General features: G+C 63.0%; 14 protein-coding genes. 12 read left to right on the top strand and 2 right to left on the bottom strand.

Annotated elements, in window-relative coordinates:
- Window positions 1–116 precede the first annotated feature (116 nt).
- The 10 genes from J7573_RS06610 to J7573_RS06565 all read left to right on the top strand — a co-directional run bounded on the left by J7573_RS06610 (window position 117) and on the right by J7573_RS06565 (window position 13,134).
- The gene (locus J7573_RS06610; RefSeq protein WP_294330976.1) at window positions 117–1,799 is read left to right on the top strand and encodes a fatty acid--CoA ligase; all 1,683 of its coding nucleotides are present in this window, start codon (window positions 117–119) and stop codon (window positions 1,797–1,799) included.
- A 329-nt stretch (window positions 1,800–2,128) separates the two neighbouring features.
- Entirely contained in the window at window positions 2,129–4,015 is a 1,887-nt protein-coding gene (locus J7573_RS06605) for a DUF1302 domain-containing protein (RefSeq protein ID WP_294330972.1), read from the top strand.
- Window positions 4,016–4,040: 25 nt separating this feature from the next.
- Window positions 4,041–5,405, top strand: a complete 1,365-nt coding sequence (locus tag J7573_RS06600; RefSeq protein ID WP_294330970.1) for a DUF1329 domain-containing protein — start codon at window positions 4,041–4,043, stop codon at window positions 5,403–5,405.
- 252 nt (window positions 5,406–5,657) lie between these two features.
- Window positions 5,658–8,375, top strand: a complete 2,718-nt coding sequence (locus tag J7573_RS06595) for a LuxR C-terminal-related transcriptional regulator (protein WP_294330966.1) — start codon at window positions 5,658–5,660, stop codon at window positions 8,373–8,375.
- Window positions 8,376–8,550: 175 nt separating this feature from the next.
- A complete protein-coding gene (locus J7573_RS06590; protein WP_294330965.1) occupies window positions 8,551–10,158 on the top strand; it encodes a tetratricopeptide repeat-containing response regulator in 1,608 nt (535 codons plus the stop codon).
- Window positions 10,155–10,847: a HAMP domain-containing sensor histidine kinase gene (locus J7573_RS06585; RefSeq protein WP_294330963.1), complete on the top strand. Its 693-nt coding sequence runs from the start codon at window positions 10,155–10,157 to the stop codon at window positions 10,845–10,847. The genes J7573_RS06590 and J7573_RS06585 overlap by 4 nt, the downstream gene beginning before the upstream one ends.
- A 192-nt stretch (window positions 10,848–11,039) precedes the next feature.
- Complete coding sequence (locus tag J7573_RS06580) at window positions 11,040–11,294, top strand: AbrB/MazE/SpoVT family DNA-binding domain-containing protein (RefSeq protein WP_363263294.1); 255 nt, start codon at window positions 11,040–11,042, stop codon at window positions 11,292–11,294.
- Window positions 11,291–11,638: a type II toxin-antitoxin system ChpB family toxin gene (locus J7573_RS06575; protein WP_294330958.1), complete on the top strand. Its 348-nt coding sequence runs from the start codon at window positions 11,291–11,293 to the stop codon at window positions 11,636–11,638. Before J7573_RS06580 ends, J7573_RS06575 begins: the two co-directional genes overlap by 4 nt.
- A gap of 19 nt (window positions 11,639–11,657) precedes the next feature.
- Entirely contained in the window at window positions 11,658–12,299 is a 642-nt protein-coding gene (locus J7573_RS06570; protein ID WP_294330956.1) for an MBL fold metallo-hydrolase, read from the top strand.
- A 109-nt stretch (window positions 12,300–12,408) separates the two neighbouring features.
- Window positions 12,409–13,134: an OmpA family protein gene (locus J7573_RS06565; protein WP_294330954.1), complete on the top strand. Its 726-nt coding sequence runs from the start codon at window positions 12,409–12,411 to the stop codon at window positions 13,132–13,134.
- Between the two features lie 59 nt (window positions 13,135–13,193).
- On the opposite strand, the gene pta is transcribed toward J7573_RS06565, so the two are convergent.
- Both pta and J7573_RS06555 read right to left on the bottom strand, forming a co-directional pair.
- Window positions 13,194–15,281: a phosphate acetyltransferase gene (pta, locus tag J7573_RS06560; protein WP_294330952.1), complete on the bottom strand. Its 2,088-nt coding sequence runs from the start codon at window positions 15,279–15,281 to the stop codon at window positions 13,194–13,196.
- Between the two features lie 31 nt (window positions 15,282–15,312).
- Window positions 15,313–15,615: a DUF3565 domain-containing protein gene (locus J7573_RS06555; protein ID WP_294330950.1), complete on the bottom strand. Its 303-nt coding sequence runs from the start codon at window positions 15,613–15,615 to the stop codon at window positions 15,313–15,315.
- On the opposite strand from J7573_RS06555, the gene J7573_RS06550 reads away from it, so the two are divergent.
- The gene (locus J7573_RS06550) at window positions 15,614–16,099 is read left to right on the top strand and encodes a peptidylprolyl isomerase (RefSeq protein WP_294330948.1); all 486 of its coding nucleotides are present in this window, start codon (window positions 15,614–15,616) and stop codon (window positions 16,097–16,099) included. The genes J7573_RS06555 and J7573_RS06550 overlap by 2 nt on opposite strands.
- 146 nt (window positions 16,100–16,245) lie before the next feature.
- Window positions 16,246–16,728, top strand: a complete 483-nt coding sequence (locus tag J7573_RS06545) for a glutathione peroxidase (RefSeq protein ID WP_110638447.1) — start codon at window positions 16,246–16,248, stop codon at window positions 16,726–16,728.
- Window positions 16,729–16,827 lie beyond the last annotated feature (99 nt).

The raw sequence follows: 16,827 nt of genomic DNA, 5'->3' as shown, positions 1-16,827 counted from the left end.
CAATGCCACTCATACCTCGCACAGCCAAATCATTCCTTCGGCTGATTTGACCGTCACATTGAGCTACTACAGTAGATCCAGACTTGTTCGGCATGCTTTTCAGAAAAGGGATCACCATGTTGCAGACCCGCATCATCAAGCCCGCCGAGGGCGCCTATACCTTCCCTCTGTTGATCAAGCGCCTGCTGATGTCTGGCAGCCGCTACGAAAAGACCCGCGAGATCGTCTATCGCGATCAGCTGCGCCTGACTTATCCACAGCTCAACGAGCGTATCGCCCGCCTCGCCAACGTGCTGACCGAAGCCGGGGTCAAGGCCGGTGACACCGTGGCGGTGATGGACTGGGACAGCCACCGTTACCTGGAATGCATGTTCGCCATCCCGATGATCGGCGCGGTGGTGCACACCATCAACGTGCGTCTGTCGCCCGAGCAGATCCTTTACACCATGAATCACGCCGAAGACCGCTTCGTGCTGGTCAACAGCGATTTTGTCGGCCTCTATCAAGCCATCGCCGGGCAACTGACCACGGTCGACAAGACCCTGCTGATCACCGATGGCCCGGACAAGACCGCCGACCTGCCGAACCTGGTCGGCGAATACGAGCAACTGCTCGCGGCCGCCAGCCCGCGCTACGACTTCCCGGATTTCGACGAGAACTCGGTGGCCACCACCTTCTACACCACCGGCACCACGGGCAACCCCAAGGGCGTCTACTTCACCCACCGCCAGCTGGTGCTGCATACCCTGGCCGAAGCTGCGGTGACCGGTAGCATCGACAGCGTGCGCCTGCTCGGCAGCAACGACGTGTACATGCCCATCACGCCGATGTTCCATGTGCATGCCTGGGGTATCCCCTACGCGGCCACCATGCTCGGCATGAAGCAGGTCTACCCGGGCCGCTACGAGCCGGACATGCTGGTCAAGCTGTGGCGCGAAGAGAAGGTCACCTTCTCGCACTGTGTGCCGACCATCTTGCAGATGCTGCTCAACTGCCCGAATGCCCAGGGCCAGGACTTCGGTGGCTGGAAGATCATCATTGGCGGCAGCGCCCTGAACAGCTCGCTGTACAAGGCCGCGCTGGCACGCGGCATCCAGCTGACCGCCGCCTACGGCATGTCCGAGACCTGCCCGTTGATTTCTGCCGCGCACCTGAATGACGAACTGCAGGCCGGCAGCGAGGATGAGCGCGTCACCTACCGCATCAAGGCCGGTGTGCCGGTGCCGTTGGTCGAAGCGGCGATCATCGATGGCGATGGCAACTTCCTGCCGGCCGATGGCGAGACCCAGGGCGAACTGGTGCTGCGTGCGCCGTGGCTGACCATGGGTTACTTCAAGGAGCCGGAAAAGAGCGAGGAGCTGTGGCACGGCGGCTGGCTGCACACCGGTGACGTCGCCACCCTCGACGGCATGGGTTACATCGATATCCGCGACCGCATCAAGGACGTGATCAAGACCGGCGGCGAGTGGATCTCCTCGCTCGACCTCGAGGACCTGATCAGCCGTCATCCTGCCGTGCGCGAAGTGGCGGTGGTCGGTGTGGCCGACCCGCAATGGGGCGAGCGTCCGTTCGCCTTGCTGGTGGTGCGTGACGACAAGTCGATCGACGCCAAGGCGCTCAAGGAGCATCTCAAGCCTTTTGTCGAGGAAGGGCACATCAACAAGTGGGCCATTCCGAGCCAGATCGCCGTTGTTACTGAAATTCCCAAGACCAGTGTCGGCAAGATCGACAAGAAACGGATCCGCCAGGACATCGTCCAGTGGCAAGCCAGTAACAGCGCCTTCCTGTCCACCTTGTAAGCCCGCCTCGGGTCGCGCACGACGGTGTGCGACCCGCGTGCTAGACACCTCGAGGCCTTGCCAAACGAAAAAAATCGGCCATGCTTCAGCACGGCCGATGCGCTACCCGGGAAACACCGGGGCGATTTGGCAGCGGGTGCGCAAATCACACTTTAGAGGGATCAAGCACCTGAGCCTGCTGGCTATAGTCGGGGCCAGGGGATCTTCAGGAATGGGGGAGAGCGGTACGCGCAAGACGTGCCGCTGCAGGGCAAACCTGCACACCGGTCGCTCGGGCCGTTTCTGAAAGGACTCACTGCCATAACAATAAAGTACATGGAGTAGCGTCGATGAAATCTGCAAATCCGTTCTGGCGCCGGGCCAAGCTGCCCTTGGCCGTCAGCCTTGCTTCCACGCTCGCAAGTCCTGCTTTCGCTGTCAGTTTCAACATTGGTGAAATCGAAGGCCAGTTCGACTCGTCGCTCTCCGTCGGCGCCAGCTGGTCCACCGCCAACCCCAACCAGAACCTGATCGGGGTCAACAACGGCGGCAAGGGCCTGTCGCAGACCTCCGACGACGGCCACCTGAACTTCAAGAAGGGTGAAACCTTCTCGAAGATCTTCAAGGGTATCCACGACCTTGAGCTGAAGTACGGCGACACCGGCGTGTTCCTGCGTGGCAAGTACTGGTACGACTTCGAGCTGAAGGACGAAAGCCGCGAATTCAAGGACATCAGCGACTCGGGCCGCAAGGAAGGCGCCAAGTCGGCGGGCTCGCAACTGCTCGACGCCTTCGTCTACCACAACTACTCGATCGGCGATCAACCCGGATCGGTACGTCTGGGCAAGCAAGTGGTGAGCTGGGGTGAGAGCACCTTCATCGGTGGCGGCATCAACTCGATCAACCCGATCGATGTGTCCGCGTTCCGTCGTCCGGGTGCCGAGATCAAGGAAGGCCTGATTCCGGTCAACATGTTCTACATCTCGCAGAGCCTGACCGACAACCTGTCGGCTGAGGCCTTCTACCAGATCGAGTGGGACCAGACTGTCGTCGACAACTGCGGCACCTTCTTCTCCCAGCCCGATATCATTGCCGACGGCTGTACCGACAACCTGCGCGTGCTCAACAGCAGCCGCACGGTGCCGGCAGCTGCCCAGCAATTCCTGGCCACTCAAGGTGTGAACATCAACCAGGAAGGTGTACTGGTAGCTCGCGGTGCCGACCGCGATGCGCGTGACAGTGGCCAGTTTGGCGTCGCCATGCGCTACATGTTCGAGCCGCTCGACACCGAGTTCGGCGCCTACTTCATGAACTACCACAGCCGCGCGCCGATCTTCAGCGCCACCGGCGCTTCGCCGTCGGTATTCGCCAACCTCAGCCGGTTGCCGCCGCAACTGCGTTCGCTGGCGCCGCTGATCGTGGCAGGCAATTCGAAGTACTTCGTCGAGTACCCCGAGGACATTCGCCTGTACGGCTTGAGCTTCTCCACCACACTGCCCACGGGTACCGCCTGGAGCGGTGAGGTCAGCTACCGGCCGAACGCACCGGTACAGCTGAACACCACCGACATTCTGTTCTCCGGTGTACGCCCGATTGGTGGCGCGCTGAGCAATGCCTCCTTGCTCACCGGTACGCCAGGCGAAGACCTGCACGGCTATCGCCGCAAGGAAATCACCCAGTTCCAGACTACCCTGACGCACTTCTTCGACCAGGTGATGGGCGCCAGCCGCATGACCGTGGTCGGTGAACTCGGCGTCACCCATGTGGGTGGCCTGGAGAACGCGCACGATACCCGTTACGGCCGTGACCCGGTATTCGGCCCTGGCCCGCTGCCAGCAACCGGCGGCGCCGACACCTGCCAGGCGCTCAACGCCAGCACCATCGCTGGCGCTGGCCCCGGTGCTTCGACCGCCAACCTCAACCGCAAGTGCGAGAACGACGGCTACACCACCAGCACCTCCTGGGGTTACCGCGCCCGGGTCATCTGGGACTACAACGACGTGTTCGCCGGGGTCAACCTCAAGCCCAACGTGGCCTGGTCGCATGACGTCTCCGGTTACTCGCCGGGCCCAGGCGGCAACTTCGAGGAAGGGCGCAAGGCCGTCAGCCTGGGCCTGGATGCCGAGTACCAGAACACCTATACCGCCAGCCTGTCGTACACCAACTTCTTCGACGGCAAGTACAGCACCGTGGATGATCGCGACTTCGTCGCCCTCAGCTTCGGCGTGAACTTCTAAGAACACTGATCCAGGACGACACGAGATGAACAAGACCAGAAGTCTGCTGCAAGCCGGTGTACTGGGCCTGTCCCTGCTGGCGACCAGTGTCATGGCTGCGGTATCCGCCGATGAAGCGGCAAAACTGGGCAGCACCCTGACTCCGATGGGCGCGGAAAAGGCCGGCAACGCCGATGGTTCGATCGGCCCCTGGGAGCCGCTGGCGAAGACCGCTGGCAGCGTCGATGCCAAGGGCTTCCTTGCCGACCCCTATGGCAGTGACAAGCCGCTGTTGACCATCACTGCGCAGAACGCCGATCAGTACAAGGACAAACTCTCGCCGGGCCAGCTGGCGATGCTCAAGCGCTACCCGGACACCTTCAAGATCCCGGTTTACAAGACCCACCGTGGCTCCACGGTGCCTGACGATGTGTTCGCCGCGATCAAGAAGAACGCCACCGCGACCACCCTGGTCGAAGGCGGCAACGGCCTGAACAACTTCCAGACTGCCGTGCCTTTCCCGATCCCGAAAAGCGGCCTGGAAGTGATCTGGAACCACATCACCCGCTACCGTGGCGGCAGCGTCACCCGTCTGGTAACCCAGGCCACGCCGCAGCAGAACGGGTCGTACAGCCTGGTGTACTTCCAGGACCAGTTCGTGTTCCGCGACCGGATGAAGGACTACGACCCGAACAACCCGGGCAACATCCTGTTCTACTTCAAGCAGGAGGTGACCGCTCCGGCACGCCTGGCCGGTACCGTGCTGCTGGTGCACGAGACCCTCGACCAGGTCAAGGAGCCGCGCAAGGCATGGATCTACAACGCCGGCCAGCGCCGTGTGCGCCAGGCCCCGCAGGTGTCGTACGACGGCCCGGGTACCGCGGCCGATGGCCTGCGCACCTCGGACAACCTGGACATGTACAACGGCGCGCCGGACCGCTACGACTGGAAGCTCGAAGGCAAGAAGGAGATGTACATCGCCTCCAACGCCTTCAAGCTGGATGACCCCAAGCTCAAGTACGCCGACATCCTCAAGGCCGGGCACATCAACCAGGACCTGACCCGCTATGAGCTGCGCCGGGTCTGGCATGTGGTCGCGACGCTCAAGCCTGGCCAGCGGCACATCTACGCCAAGCGTGACTTCTACATCGACGAGGACACCTGGCAAGCGGCGGTAATCGACCAGTATGACGGCCGCGGCCAGCTGTGGCGCGTGTCCGAGGCCCATGCCCAGCCGTACTACAACGTGCAGGTGCCGTGGTACACCCTTGAAGCCATCTACGATCTGCAGTCGGGTCGCTACCTGGCCCTGGGCATGAAGAACGAAGAGAAGCGTGCCTACGACTTCGGCTTCAGTGCCAGCAAGGCCGATTTCCAGCCAGCCGCCCTGCGCCAGTCGGGTATCCGCTAAGCTGAAAACCTGCAACTCCGTGTGACCCTCCCAGAACGCCCCGGCTTGCCGGGGCGTTTCTGTTTGCTCGGTCGATAAGGCCGATGAATACCTCGCCAAAGCCCCGCGCCAGCCACTGTCCATCAGCCATGTTGCTTTTTGTCGCAGTCTTTTCCGGGGCAATGGCTCCCATCGTCTTCAAATGCGTTGCGTTACCCGCTAGTCTCGCAAGCATCCGTACCGCCGTAGTCTTCCCAACAGAACGAGCCGGCCATGACAGATCTGTCCCGTACGCATGGATTCGCCAGCCAGGCCCTGGGCCTGCTGGACGGGCGCTTCTTCCGGCCGCCACAGCCGGACGGCCACGTGCCGCGTGCCCGTCTGTGTCAGCGACTGCAGAGTGGTCTTGGCGGTCGCCTGCTGCTGGTCAACGCCCCTGCCGGCTTTGGCAAGAGCTCCCTGGCCATAGAATTCTGCGAGTCGCTGCCCAGCCATTGGCGCAGTCTCTGGCTCGGCCTGAGCCAACGGGACGCTGATCCTGGTCGTTTCCTCGAACGCCTGCTCGAAGGGCTGCAGCAGTACTGCCCGGCATTGGGGGGGCAGGCCATGGGCCTGTTGAAGATGCGCCAGCGCCATCAACCCTTTGCGTTCGAAGAATGGATCGACAGCTTGCTCGACGAGCTGGCGCTCTACCTCCAGGCCGATACGCCTCTGCTGCTGGTGCTGGACGACTACCACCTGGCCCAGGGGGCGGTACTCGATCGCTGCCTGCAGTTCTTCCTCAATCACTTGCCTGCGGGCCTGGTACTGCTGGTGACCAGTCGCCAGCGCCCAGACTGGCACCTGGCGCGGCTGCGCCTGTCGCGACAGCTGGTCGAGCTTGGCGAGCAGGATCTGCGCCTGACAGCGGACGAATCACTGGCGGTGATTGGCCGCCAGCCCACGGGGCTGCGCGGTCAGGCGCTGGACAACCTGATTCAACGCAGCGATGGCTGGGTGGCCGGGCTGCGTTTCTGGCAGTTGGCCGCCAGCGAGTCCGGTGACGAGCATGCCTTGCCCCAGGCCCTGCACGGTGGTGAAGGGCTGATCCGTGATTACCTGCTGGAAGAAGTCATCGTGATGTTGCCGGCGGACGTGCAGGCGTTTCTGTTCGACACGGCCTGCCAGGAGCGCTTCTGCGCGGCGCTGTGCGATGCGCTGCGTGAACGTAACGACAGTGACGCGATCCTGCGTTATCTGCAGGCGCATCAGGTGTTTCTGGTGCCGCTGGACGAGCATGGCCACTGGTATCGCTACCATCACCTGTTCTCCGACTTGCTGCGCAGCCGCCAGTCCAGCGAACCGCTGGCGCGCCTGCAACTGCGTGCCTGCCGCTGGTTCCAGGCCCAGGGTTTGCTCGACGAGGCGGTGGAACAGGCGTTGCGCGCCGGCCACCTCGATGTTGCAGCCGACCTGGTGCAAAGCCTGTCCGAAGAACAACTGCTGGCTGAGCAGAACGTCGGCATGCTGTTGCGCTGGAAGATGGACCTGCCCGACAGCCTGCTGATCAGCACACCGCGGTTGATCGTGCTGTACAGCTGGGCGCTGGGCCTGGCCTGCCAGCTGGATGCCGCGGAAGAGCTGGCCGGTTACCTCTGTCGCTTCCTGCCTGCGCCTTCAGCCACTGCTCAGAAGTCGATGCTGGCGCAATGGCTGGCCCTGAGTGGGGTCATCGCCCGTGGCCGGGGTGACCGCGAACGGACCTTGGCCTATTGCGGCGAGGCGCTGCAGAGCCTGCCGTGCAAGCGCTATGGGCAACGCCTGGTGTGCCTGTCGACGCTGTCCAACCTGGCCATTGCCGATGGTGACTTCTGGCGTGCGCGCGGCTGGAACCGCGAAGCGCTGGAGCTGGCGCAGCGTGTCGGCAACCCATTGTTCGAGGCGCTGGCGCATTACGATCGTGCGCGGGTGCTGCATGCCCGCGGCGAGGTGTTGCGGGCGCTGGATGAAGTGCGCCAGGGTTTGCAGCGCCTGCAGGGGCTGTCGGCACAGCGGCTGTACGCGGTGCGGGCGCGGCTGACCCTGTACGAGGGCTACCTGCTGGTGGCGCGCCTGCAACCCGCGCAAGGGCGCGCGCGTTTGCGTGCAGGGCTGGGCGAGGCGCGCGCCTGCCGCGACATCAGCGTGCTGATCGGCCATTGCGTGATTGCGTCGCTCGATGGCCGTGAGGGCCAGTATGCCGAGGCGTTCGCCGAACTGGCAGAGGCGGAGCGGCTGATGCACATCTGGGATGTGCCACCGATCTTCTACCTGGCAATGATCACCCTGGTGAAGTGCGAGCTGTGGCTCGCGCAGGGGCGTATCGACCTGGCCGAGTCCTGGTTGCTGCGCCTGGGGCAGACCTACGGCGGCGAGCACCCTGCGGCGGCGCCAGAGTTCCACCCTTTGCTACCATTGCATATCGAACTGCAGCAGGCCCTGCTCGAGCGTGTGCAGCAGCGCTGTGAAGACGCCGTGGCGCGCCTGTGCGCCCTGGCCGAACGCGGGCAGGCCAGTGGCGGCATGATGCTCACCCTGCACGCACTGTCGCAGTGGGTCGACCTGTTGTTGGGCGAGGGGCGTGAAGCTCAGGCAGCGCAGCTGTTACCCATGGCGTTGAGCGCAGCCCGGGGCGGGGTGGTGCAGCCCTTCCAGCGACTGATCGAATTGCACCCTTCATGGCTGCGCGAGCAATTACTGGCGCAGCCAGCCTGCCAGGCCCAGGCCGAACTGCTGGCGCGTCTGCCAGAGCCTGCGGTACCCACAGGCAGTGCCACTGAAGCATTGAGTGGTCGCGAGCTGGCGGTGCTCGAGTTGATCGCCCAAGGCTGTTCCAACCAGCAGATCAGCGAGCGGCTGTTCATCTCCCTGCATACCGTCAAGACCCATGCCAGCCATATCAACAGCAAGCTGGGGGTAGAGCGTCGCACCCAGGCAGTGGCCCGGGCCAAGTCGTTGGGCTTGCTGGCCTGAAGCTGGCCGCAAGGGGCATGTCACGGTAAAATGATGGCGCAAGGCCATTATCTCTTGATGTCGTGAGCGCGCTGCATTCTCCACCCTCATCTTTCCCGAGCGGCTGCCGATACAGGTTTCGGCGGTATGCATCGCCTCGCGCCATCCACCCATCTTCCCAATACAGGTCGTGTTGATGCTGCAGTACGGGCAAAAGAGCTTTCTGATCGTCGACGACTTCACAGACTTTCGCACGTCGACCCGTTCCATGCTGCGCGAACTGGGCGTGCGCGATGTGGACACCGCAGACAGCGGTGAGCAGGCCCTGCGCATGTGCGGGCAGAAGCGCTACGACTATATCCTCCAGGACTTCCACCTCGGTGACGGCAAGAAGAACGGCCAGCAGGTCCTTGAGGACCTGATCCTCGACAAGCTGATCAGCCATGAATGTGTCTTCATCATGGTCACGGCCGAGAGCAGCCAGGCGATCGTTCTCAGTGCCCTGGAGCACGAGCCGGATGCCTACCTGACCAAGCCGTTCAACCGCGTGGGCCTGGCCCAGCGCCTGGACAAGCTGACCCAGCGCAAGACTCTGCTCAAGCCGATTCTGCAGGCACTCGACCGTGGTCGCCCGGCCGAAGTACTGGCGGCGTGTGCCGAGCTGTGCAAGAAAGACCCGCGTTTTGCGCCGTTGTGCCTGCGCTATCGCGCCGACGCGCTGCGTGACCTCAACCGTTTCGATGAGCTGGAGAAGTTTCTCAAGAGCATCCTCGCCAGCCGCCCGCAACCCTGGGTGTATGCGGCACTCGGCAGCCTGATGCACAAGCGCGGGCAGAACGCCCAGGCCCAGGGTGTCTACGAGCAGGCGCTCAAGGCATTCCCGATCATGCCCGGGCTGTACGATGGCATGGCCGAAGTGCTGGTCGCTCAGGGCGAAACCAGGCGTGCCCAAGGCATGCTCGAAGAAGCCGTACGCTTGTCGCCCCTGGCAGTGCGCCGACAGGCCGCCCTGGGCAAGTTGGCATTGGATAACGAAGACTTCGAAAGCGCCTCCAAGGCCTTCCGTCATGCGGTGAACCAGGGCCAGAGTTCGCGCTACAAGGATGCCGAAAGCAACCTTGGGCTGGTCCAGGCGCTGATGAGCAAGAACGCCGGCTTCGGCCTGGATGCCCGCGCCCGGGTCGAGATCAACACCGTGCTCAGCGAAGTGGCCAAGGACAATCTCGAAGACCAGGGCCTGCAAGTGCGTGCCCGCCTGATGAAGGCCGCCAGCTTGCAGCAAGCGGGCGACCCCGAGACCGCCGCCAAGCTCACCGAGCAGGCCATGCAGCGGCTGGAGAAGATGGACCAGTTCTTCTCGGTCGAGGCGGCCTTGACCGTGGCCAGGCAACTGCAGGCACTCGGCCAGGAAGCTGCCAGCGGCAGCATCCTCAAGGGGTGCGTGGAAACCTATGGCGACGACGCCAAGGTCATGCAGAGCGTGGCCAAATTGACTGACGACCCGACCGTACTGGGCGCAGTCACCGAAGCGGTCGACCTCAACCGCCAGGGCGTGCGCAGCTACCAGGCCGGGCAACTCAACGAAGCCTTGCAGATGTTCCGCAAGGCCCTGTCACTGCAGCCGAAGAACATCAGTATCGCGCTCAACACGGCGCAGGCGCTGCTGCGCATCGGCGGCGAAGTGACACCGCCAGCGATCCAGCAGGAATGCCGCGATTGCCTGACCCGCGTGGCCGGCATCCCGGCCAGCGACAGCCGCTACGACCGCTACCGCAAATTGCACATCAAGGTCTTCGGCGCATGAGCCAGGATAATCAGGGGCTGGATTTTTCCACGGTGATCGCCTCCACCGTGCATGACCTGAAGAACTCGCTGTCAGCGCTGATCCAGTCACATGACCAGTGGATGGCACGGCTGCCTGAAGAATGGCGCAGCGGTACTGAGCAGGGCGTGATCGAGCATGAGTTTCGTCACCTCAACGGCATGCTGGTGCAGTTGCTGGGGCTGTACAAACTGGGGGTGAACCAGCTGCCGGTATGCCCGGACTACCACGAGCTGGACGACTTCATCGAGGCGCAGCTGGCGGCCCATCAGGAAGTGCTGCAGCACAACGAAATCCTCGCGACCTGGCGTGTCGATACCGACAATCCGCTGGGCTTTTTCGACCGCGAACTGGTGGCCTCGGTGATCGCCAACGTGGTCACCAACGCCACCCGCTATGCCGGCCATGCGCTGCTGATCAGCATCGGCGAGGAACACGAGCACCTGGTCATCAGCGTCAACGACGACGGCCCGGGTTACCCGGCGCGGATGCTCGAGCGCCAGCAGGATTACGTGCAGGGTATCGACTCGCAGAGCGGCAGCACCGGGCTCGGGCTGTATTTCGCGGCGCGGATTGCGGCATTGCATGAGCGAAACGGCGTGCGCGGGCGAATCGAGATTGCCAATGGGGGGGCGCTTGGGGGTGGATTGTTCAGGTTGTACTTACCATGAGTAGTTTGCTTCGAATGTTAAGTGCTGTTCAGCTTTGAGGGCTGTTTCCCAAGGTCTAGTAAGAAAAATCCTAGTCGTATTATCGGCTCTGTTTTCGATGGCTACTGAGTGGCAGTGTAGATACGAGGTTTCTACATTTCACTTGCAATCATCAAGAGGGTTTCTACTATGTATCTACCTTGGGAGATACTCATGCAAATCAAGATTCAGCAATGGGGCAACAGTGCGGCTATCCGCTTGCCGGCCGCTGTGCTCAAGCAGATGCGCCTTGGCGTTGGCTCGACATTGAGCCTGGATGCGGCAGGAGAGACTCTGGTCCTCAAGCCCATCAGGCCTAGGCCGAAGTACACCCTTGAAGAATTGATGGCGCAATGTGATCTGAACGCGCCGGAACCTGAGGATATGGCTGAGTGGAACGCAATGCGCGCAGTGGGGCGTGAGGTGTGAAGCGGGTCAAGTTCGCCAGGGGCGATATTGTTCGGGTCAATCTGGACCCTACCGTTGGACGAGAACAGCAAGGTATCGGGCGCCCAGCACTTGTGCTCACCCCTGCGGCTTTCAACGCGTCCGGTTTGGCGGCCATCGTGCCAATCTCTCAAGGTGGTGACTTCGCCAGGCATGCGGGCTTTGCGGTTACCCTCAGTGGGGCAGGCACGTTGACGCAAGGTGTGTTGCTCTGCAACCAGATACGCACGGTGGACCTGGACGCCAGAGGTGCCAAGCGTGTCGAGTCAGCTCCTGAAGTTGTAATTCTCGATGCTTTGGCACGCATTCAAACCCTGTTCGAATAACCGATTGCTGAATTTACTCATGGAAAATTCAATAGCGCTGATCCGCGAAACCTTCCCCGTAGGCCCCCTGCAGTGCAACTGCACACTGATCGGCGACCCGGTCAGCAAGAAGGCCATCGTCGTCGACCCAGGCGGTGATCCGGACAAGATCCTCGCCCGCCTGCAGGCACATGGCCTGACGCTGGTGAGCATCATCCACACCCACGCGCACTTCGACCATTTCCTCGCTTCGGGCAAGCTCAAGGAGCTCACCGGCGCTACCTTGCACCTGCACAAGCAGGATCAGCCGCTGTGGGACAACCTGGAAATGCAATGCCAGATGTTCGGCGTGCCCTATACCCCGGTGCCGTCGCCAGACCGTTGGCTGGGCGATGACGAGGAACTCGCCTGCGGTTGTGGCGTGGCCCTGCACACGCCCGGGCACACCCCAGGCTCGATGAGTTTCTGGTTCGCCGATGCCAAGCTGCTGATCGCCGGCGACACCCTGTTCCGTCGCGGCATCGGCCGTACCGACCTGTGGGGCGGTGACCAGCGCGCCATCGTTCGCTCGATCAAGGAGCGGCTGTATCGCCTGGACGAAGACGCTATCGTGGTCACTGGTCACGGGCCGGATACGCGCCTCGGCGACGAGATGCGCGAGAACCCCTTCGTACGGGCTTGAGCCTGGATGAAAAGCCTTTCATGGAATTTTTCCGTATCCTAGGGATCTATGCCTGGCATAGATCCCTTTGTGATCTGCCGAACACACGAATTTTTGTAGGAGCTTGTCCATGTTCACCATGCGTCGTCTGATTATCGTCGCAACCGTTGCAGCCCTGATGACTGGCTGCGCCGGGCAGAATCCTTATGACAGCCAAGGCCAGGCTCAGGGCGAGTCCTCGGGTATGAGCAAGACTGCCAAGTACGGCGGCCTGGGCGCGCTGGCCGGTGCTGTCGCCGGTGCCGCCATCAACCACAACAACCGTGGCAAGGGCGCACTGATCGGCGCCGCCGCCGTCGGTGCCGCCGCTGCTGGTTACGGCTACTACGCCGACAAGCAGGAAGCCGAACTGCGCGCGAAAATGGCCAACACGGGCGTCGAAGTTCAGCGCCAGGGCGACCAGATCAAGCTGATCATGCCGGGCAACATTACCTTCGCCACCGACTCGGCCAACATTTCGCCGAGCTTCTACAACCCGCTGAACAACCTGGCCAACTCGTTCAAGTCGTTCAACCAGAACACCATCGAAGTGGTGGGCTTCACCGACAGCACCGGCAGCCGCCAGCACAACATGGACCTGTCGCAGCGCCGCGCTCAGGCAGTCAGCACCTACCTGACCTCCCAGGGCGTGGATGCTTCGCGTGTAACGGTACGTGGCATGGGCCCGGACCAGCCGATCGCCAGCAACGCCGACGCCAATGGCCGCGCACAGAACCGCCGTGTAGAAGTCAACCTGAAGCCTATTCCGGGTCAGCAGTATGACCAGCAGCAAGGCCAGGTTCAGCAGTACCCGTAAGCCGTTCAGCACGGCGCAATGAAAAAGGGCAGGCCGGTGACGGTCTGCCCTTTTTCATTTCAGCGGATGCTGCTGGCCTGAATCGCCGTCAGGGCGATGGTATGGACGATATCGTCCACCTGCGCCCCGCGTGGCAAGTCGTTCACCGGCTTGCGCAACCCCTGCAGCATCGGCCCCAGGCTGACTCCGTCAGCGCTGCGCTGCACCGCCTTGTGGGTGGTGTTGCCGGTGTTCAGGTCGGGGAATACGAACACCGTCGCCCGCCCGGCGACCTGGCTCTCAGGGGCCAGCTGGCGAGCGACTTGCGGATTGGCAGCGGCGTCGTACTGCAGCGGCCCGTCGATCAGCAACCCTTGCTCCGCCGCCTGTGCCAGGCGCGTGGCTTCGCGCACTTTCTCGACTTCCTCATCACTGGCCGAATCGCTCGAGTAGCTGATCATCGCCACCCGTGGCGCGATACCGAAGGCCTGCGCCGACTCTGCGCTCTGCCGGGCGATTTCGGCCAGTTCGCTGGCGCTCGGGTGCGGGTTCATCACGCAGTCGCCGTACACCAGCACCTGCTCGGGGAACAGCATGAAGAACACCGACGACACCAGGCTGGCGCCGGGCGCGGTCTTGATCAGTTGCAGCGCCGGGCGGATGGTGTTGGCGGTGGAATGCACCAGGCCCGAAACCAGGCCATCGACCTCGTCCAAGGCCAGCATCATGGTGCCGATCACCACCGGGTCTTCCAGCTGTTGCTCGGCCATTGGCGCGTTGAGGTTCTTGCTCTTGCGCAGGTTGACCATTGGCTCGACATAGCGCCCGCGAATCAGTTCGGGGTCTAGAATCTCCAGGTCCGATGGCAGGGTGATGCCCTGTGCACGGGCCACGGCTTCGACTGCTTCGGGCTTGGCCAGCAGCACGCAACGGGCGATGCCGCGCGCCTGGCAGATCGCTGCGGCCTGCACCAGCAGCGGCTCGGCGCCTTCGGGCAGGACGATGCGCTTGTTCGCCTGTTGCGCCCGCTGGATCAGCTGGTAACGGAACACCGCTGGCGACAGGCGCATTTCCCGTGGCGTGCCGCAGCGCTGGTGCAGCCAGGCGGCGTCCAGGTGGCTGGCAACGAAGTCGGTGATGAATTCGGCCCGGTCACGGTCATCCACCGGGATTTCGCGGTTCAGCGAGTTGAGCAGGTTGGCGGTGTCGTAGGAGCCGGTGCTGACCGACAGAATCGGCAGGCCGGCCTGTAGGGCGCCACGGCACAGGCCGAGAATGCGTGCATCAGGTTTGCTGTCGCTGGTCAGCAGCAGGCCGGCCAGGGGTACGCCGTTGATCGCGGCCAGGCTCACGGCCAGGATGATGTCGTCGCGATCGCCCGGGGTCACCACCAGGGTCCCCGGCGTCAGCAGCGGTACGGTATTGGCCACGGTGCGGGCACAGATGATGATCTTGTTCATCCGCCGCTGCTCGTAGTCGCCGGCGTTGAGCACCTGGGCACCGAGCAGCTCGGCCACGTCGCGGGTGCGTGGGGCGTTCAGCTCGGGCTGGTAGGGAATGCAGCCGAGCAGGCGGAAGTCGTTGCCGCGTAGCAGTGGCGAGTGTTCGCGCAGGCGGGTGGCGAAGTCGGCCATGCTCTCGTCGGTGCGCACCTTGTTGAGGATCACCCCCAGCACTTTCGGGTCGCGTGGCCCGCCGAACAGTTGAGCCTGCAGTTCGACCCGGCCGGACAGCTCGCTGAGCACTTCGTTTTCCGGGGCGGAGACCAGGATCACTTCGGCATCCAGGCTCTTGGCCAGGTGCAGGTTGACCCGTGCGGCGTAGCTGGCGTGGCGGGTCGGCACCATGCCCTCGACCACCACCACGTCATTACCGACGCAGGCTTGCTGGTACAGGCGGATGATTTCTTCGAGCAACTCGTCCAGCTGGCCATCGCCAAGCATGCGCTCGACATGGGCCAGGCTCAGTGGCACCGGTGGCTTGATGCCGTGGGTGCGGGCGACCAGTTCGGTGGAGCGCTCCGGGCCGGTGTCGCCGGGGTGAGGCTGGGCGATCGGCTTGAAGAAACCGACCTTGAGCCCGGCGCGTTCCAGGGTGCGGACCAGGCCCAGGCTGATGGAGGTCAGGCCGACACCAAAGTCGGTCGGCGCAATGAAAAATGTCTGCATGCGTGCTTCTCGAAATAAGCGGTGCAAGGAATCAACGGCCAAGGGTAGCGCTATCGGCCCCTTGTGCGCACCAGCCGCAAGCGAATGGCTGGCCGATGCGCTCGGCGCGCTGGTCGGCGTCGAGCACCCACGGGCGTGCCTGCCATGGCGGCTGATGGCGCAGGTGCTGGGTGTGGCCGCAGGACAGCTCGACCACCCAGTGGCCTTCTTCGTCCTGGTGGAAGCCGGTGATCCGACTGATGGGTCGCCCCTCGTCCGCGCTGCGGTCGCATTCAGGCGATGCCTTGGTTACACTTGTCAGTTCTACATACTTTTGCAAAAGGTCTTGCCCCATGCTGATCGCCGCCAACAAGGCTGTCTCCATCGACTATACCCTGACCAACGACGCCGGGGAGACCATCGACAGCTCCGCCGGCGGTGCGCCGCTGGTTTACCTGCACGGTGCCGCCAACATCATCCCGGGCCTGGAAAAAGCCCTGGAAGGCAAGCAAGCCGGTGACGAGCTGGAAGTTGCCATCGAGCCGGAAGACGCCTACGGCGAATACCTGGCCGAGCTGGTCAGCACCCTGAACCGCAGCCTGTTCGAAGGCGTCGACCAACTGGAAGTCGGCATGCAGTTCCACGCTTCGGCGCCGGACGGCCAGATGCAGATCGTCACCATCCGCGACATCGACGGCGACGACATCACCGTCGACGGCAACCACCCACTGGCTGGCCAGCGCCTGAACTTCAAGGTCAAGGTTATCGACGTGCGTGACGCCAGCGAAGAAGAAATCGCTCACCGTCACATCCACGGTGAAGGTGGCCATCACCACTGATTTTCTGCGCTAAGCTCAGAAAGTCGCCAGGCGCTCGGACAAGCCGGCATGCCTCCCCAGCGGGAGGTGCGCGGCTTGGAAGAGCGCCTTTTTAGTGGGCGCAATTTGCCCCCTGCGGCAACCGGGAACCTGAGAGGGGATTCATCATGAGTGCATTTCACGACCTGACGTTGAAGGCGCTGAACGGCGAGGACCTGCCCCTGGCACCGTTCAAGGGCCAGGTGGTGCTGGTGGTCAATGTCGCCTCCAAGTGTGGCCTGACGCCGCAATACGCTTCGCTGGAAAAGCTCCATCAGCAATTCAAGGGCAAGGGCTTCAATGTGCTGGGCCTGCCCTGCAATCAGTTTGCCGGCCAGGAGCCTGGCAGCGAGAAGGAAATCCAGGAGTTCTGCCGCCTCAACTATGGCGTCAGCTTCCCGCTGGGGGCCAAGCTGGAGGTCAATGGCCATGAGCGTCACCAGCTGTACCGTCTGCTGGCGGGCGAGGGGGCGGAATTCCCTGGCGACATCACCTGGAACTTCGAGAAGTTCCTGGTGGGCAAGGACGGCCGGGTGCTGGCGCGCTTCGCCCCGCGTACCGCACCGGACGATCCAGCGGTGGTGCAGGCCATCGAGAAAGCCCTGAACTGATCTTTTGCCGGGGCGCGAAGCGGCCCCGGCGATACAACAGAATCACTCAAATCAATAATGCTGGGCCCAGCTCCTCGCACCCCCTAACCTCAGGCGCAT

This window comes from Pseudomonas sp., from assembly GCF_017744435.1.
In the GTDB taxonomy this organism is placed as follows: Bacteria; Pseudomonadota; Gammaproteobacteria; order Pseudomonadales; family Pseudomonadaceae; genus Aquipseudomonas.
This window is presented reverse-complemented; position numbering and strand designations above follow the sequence as displayed.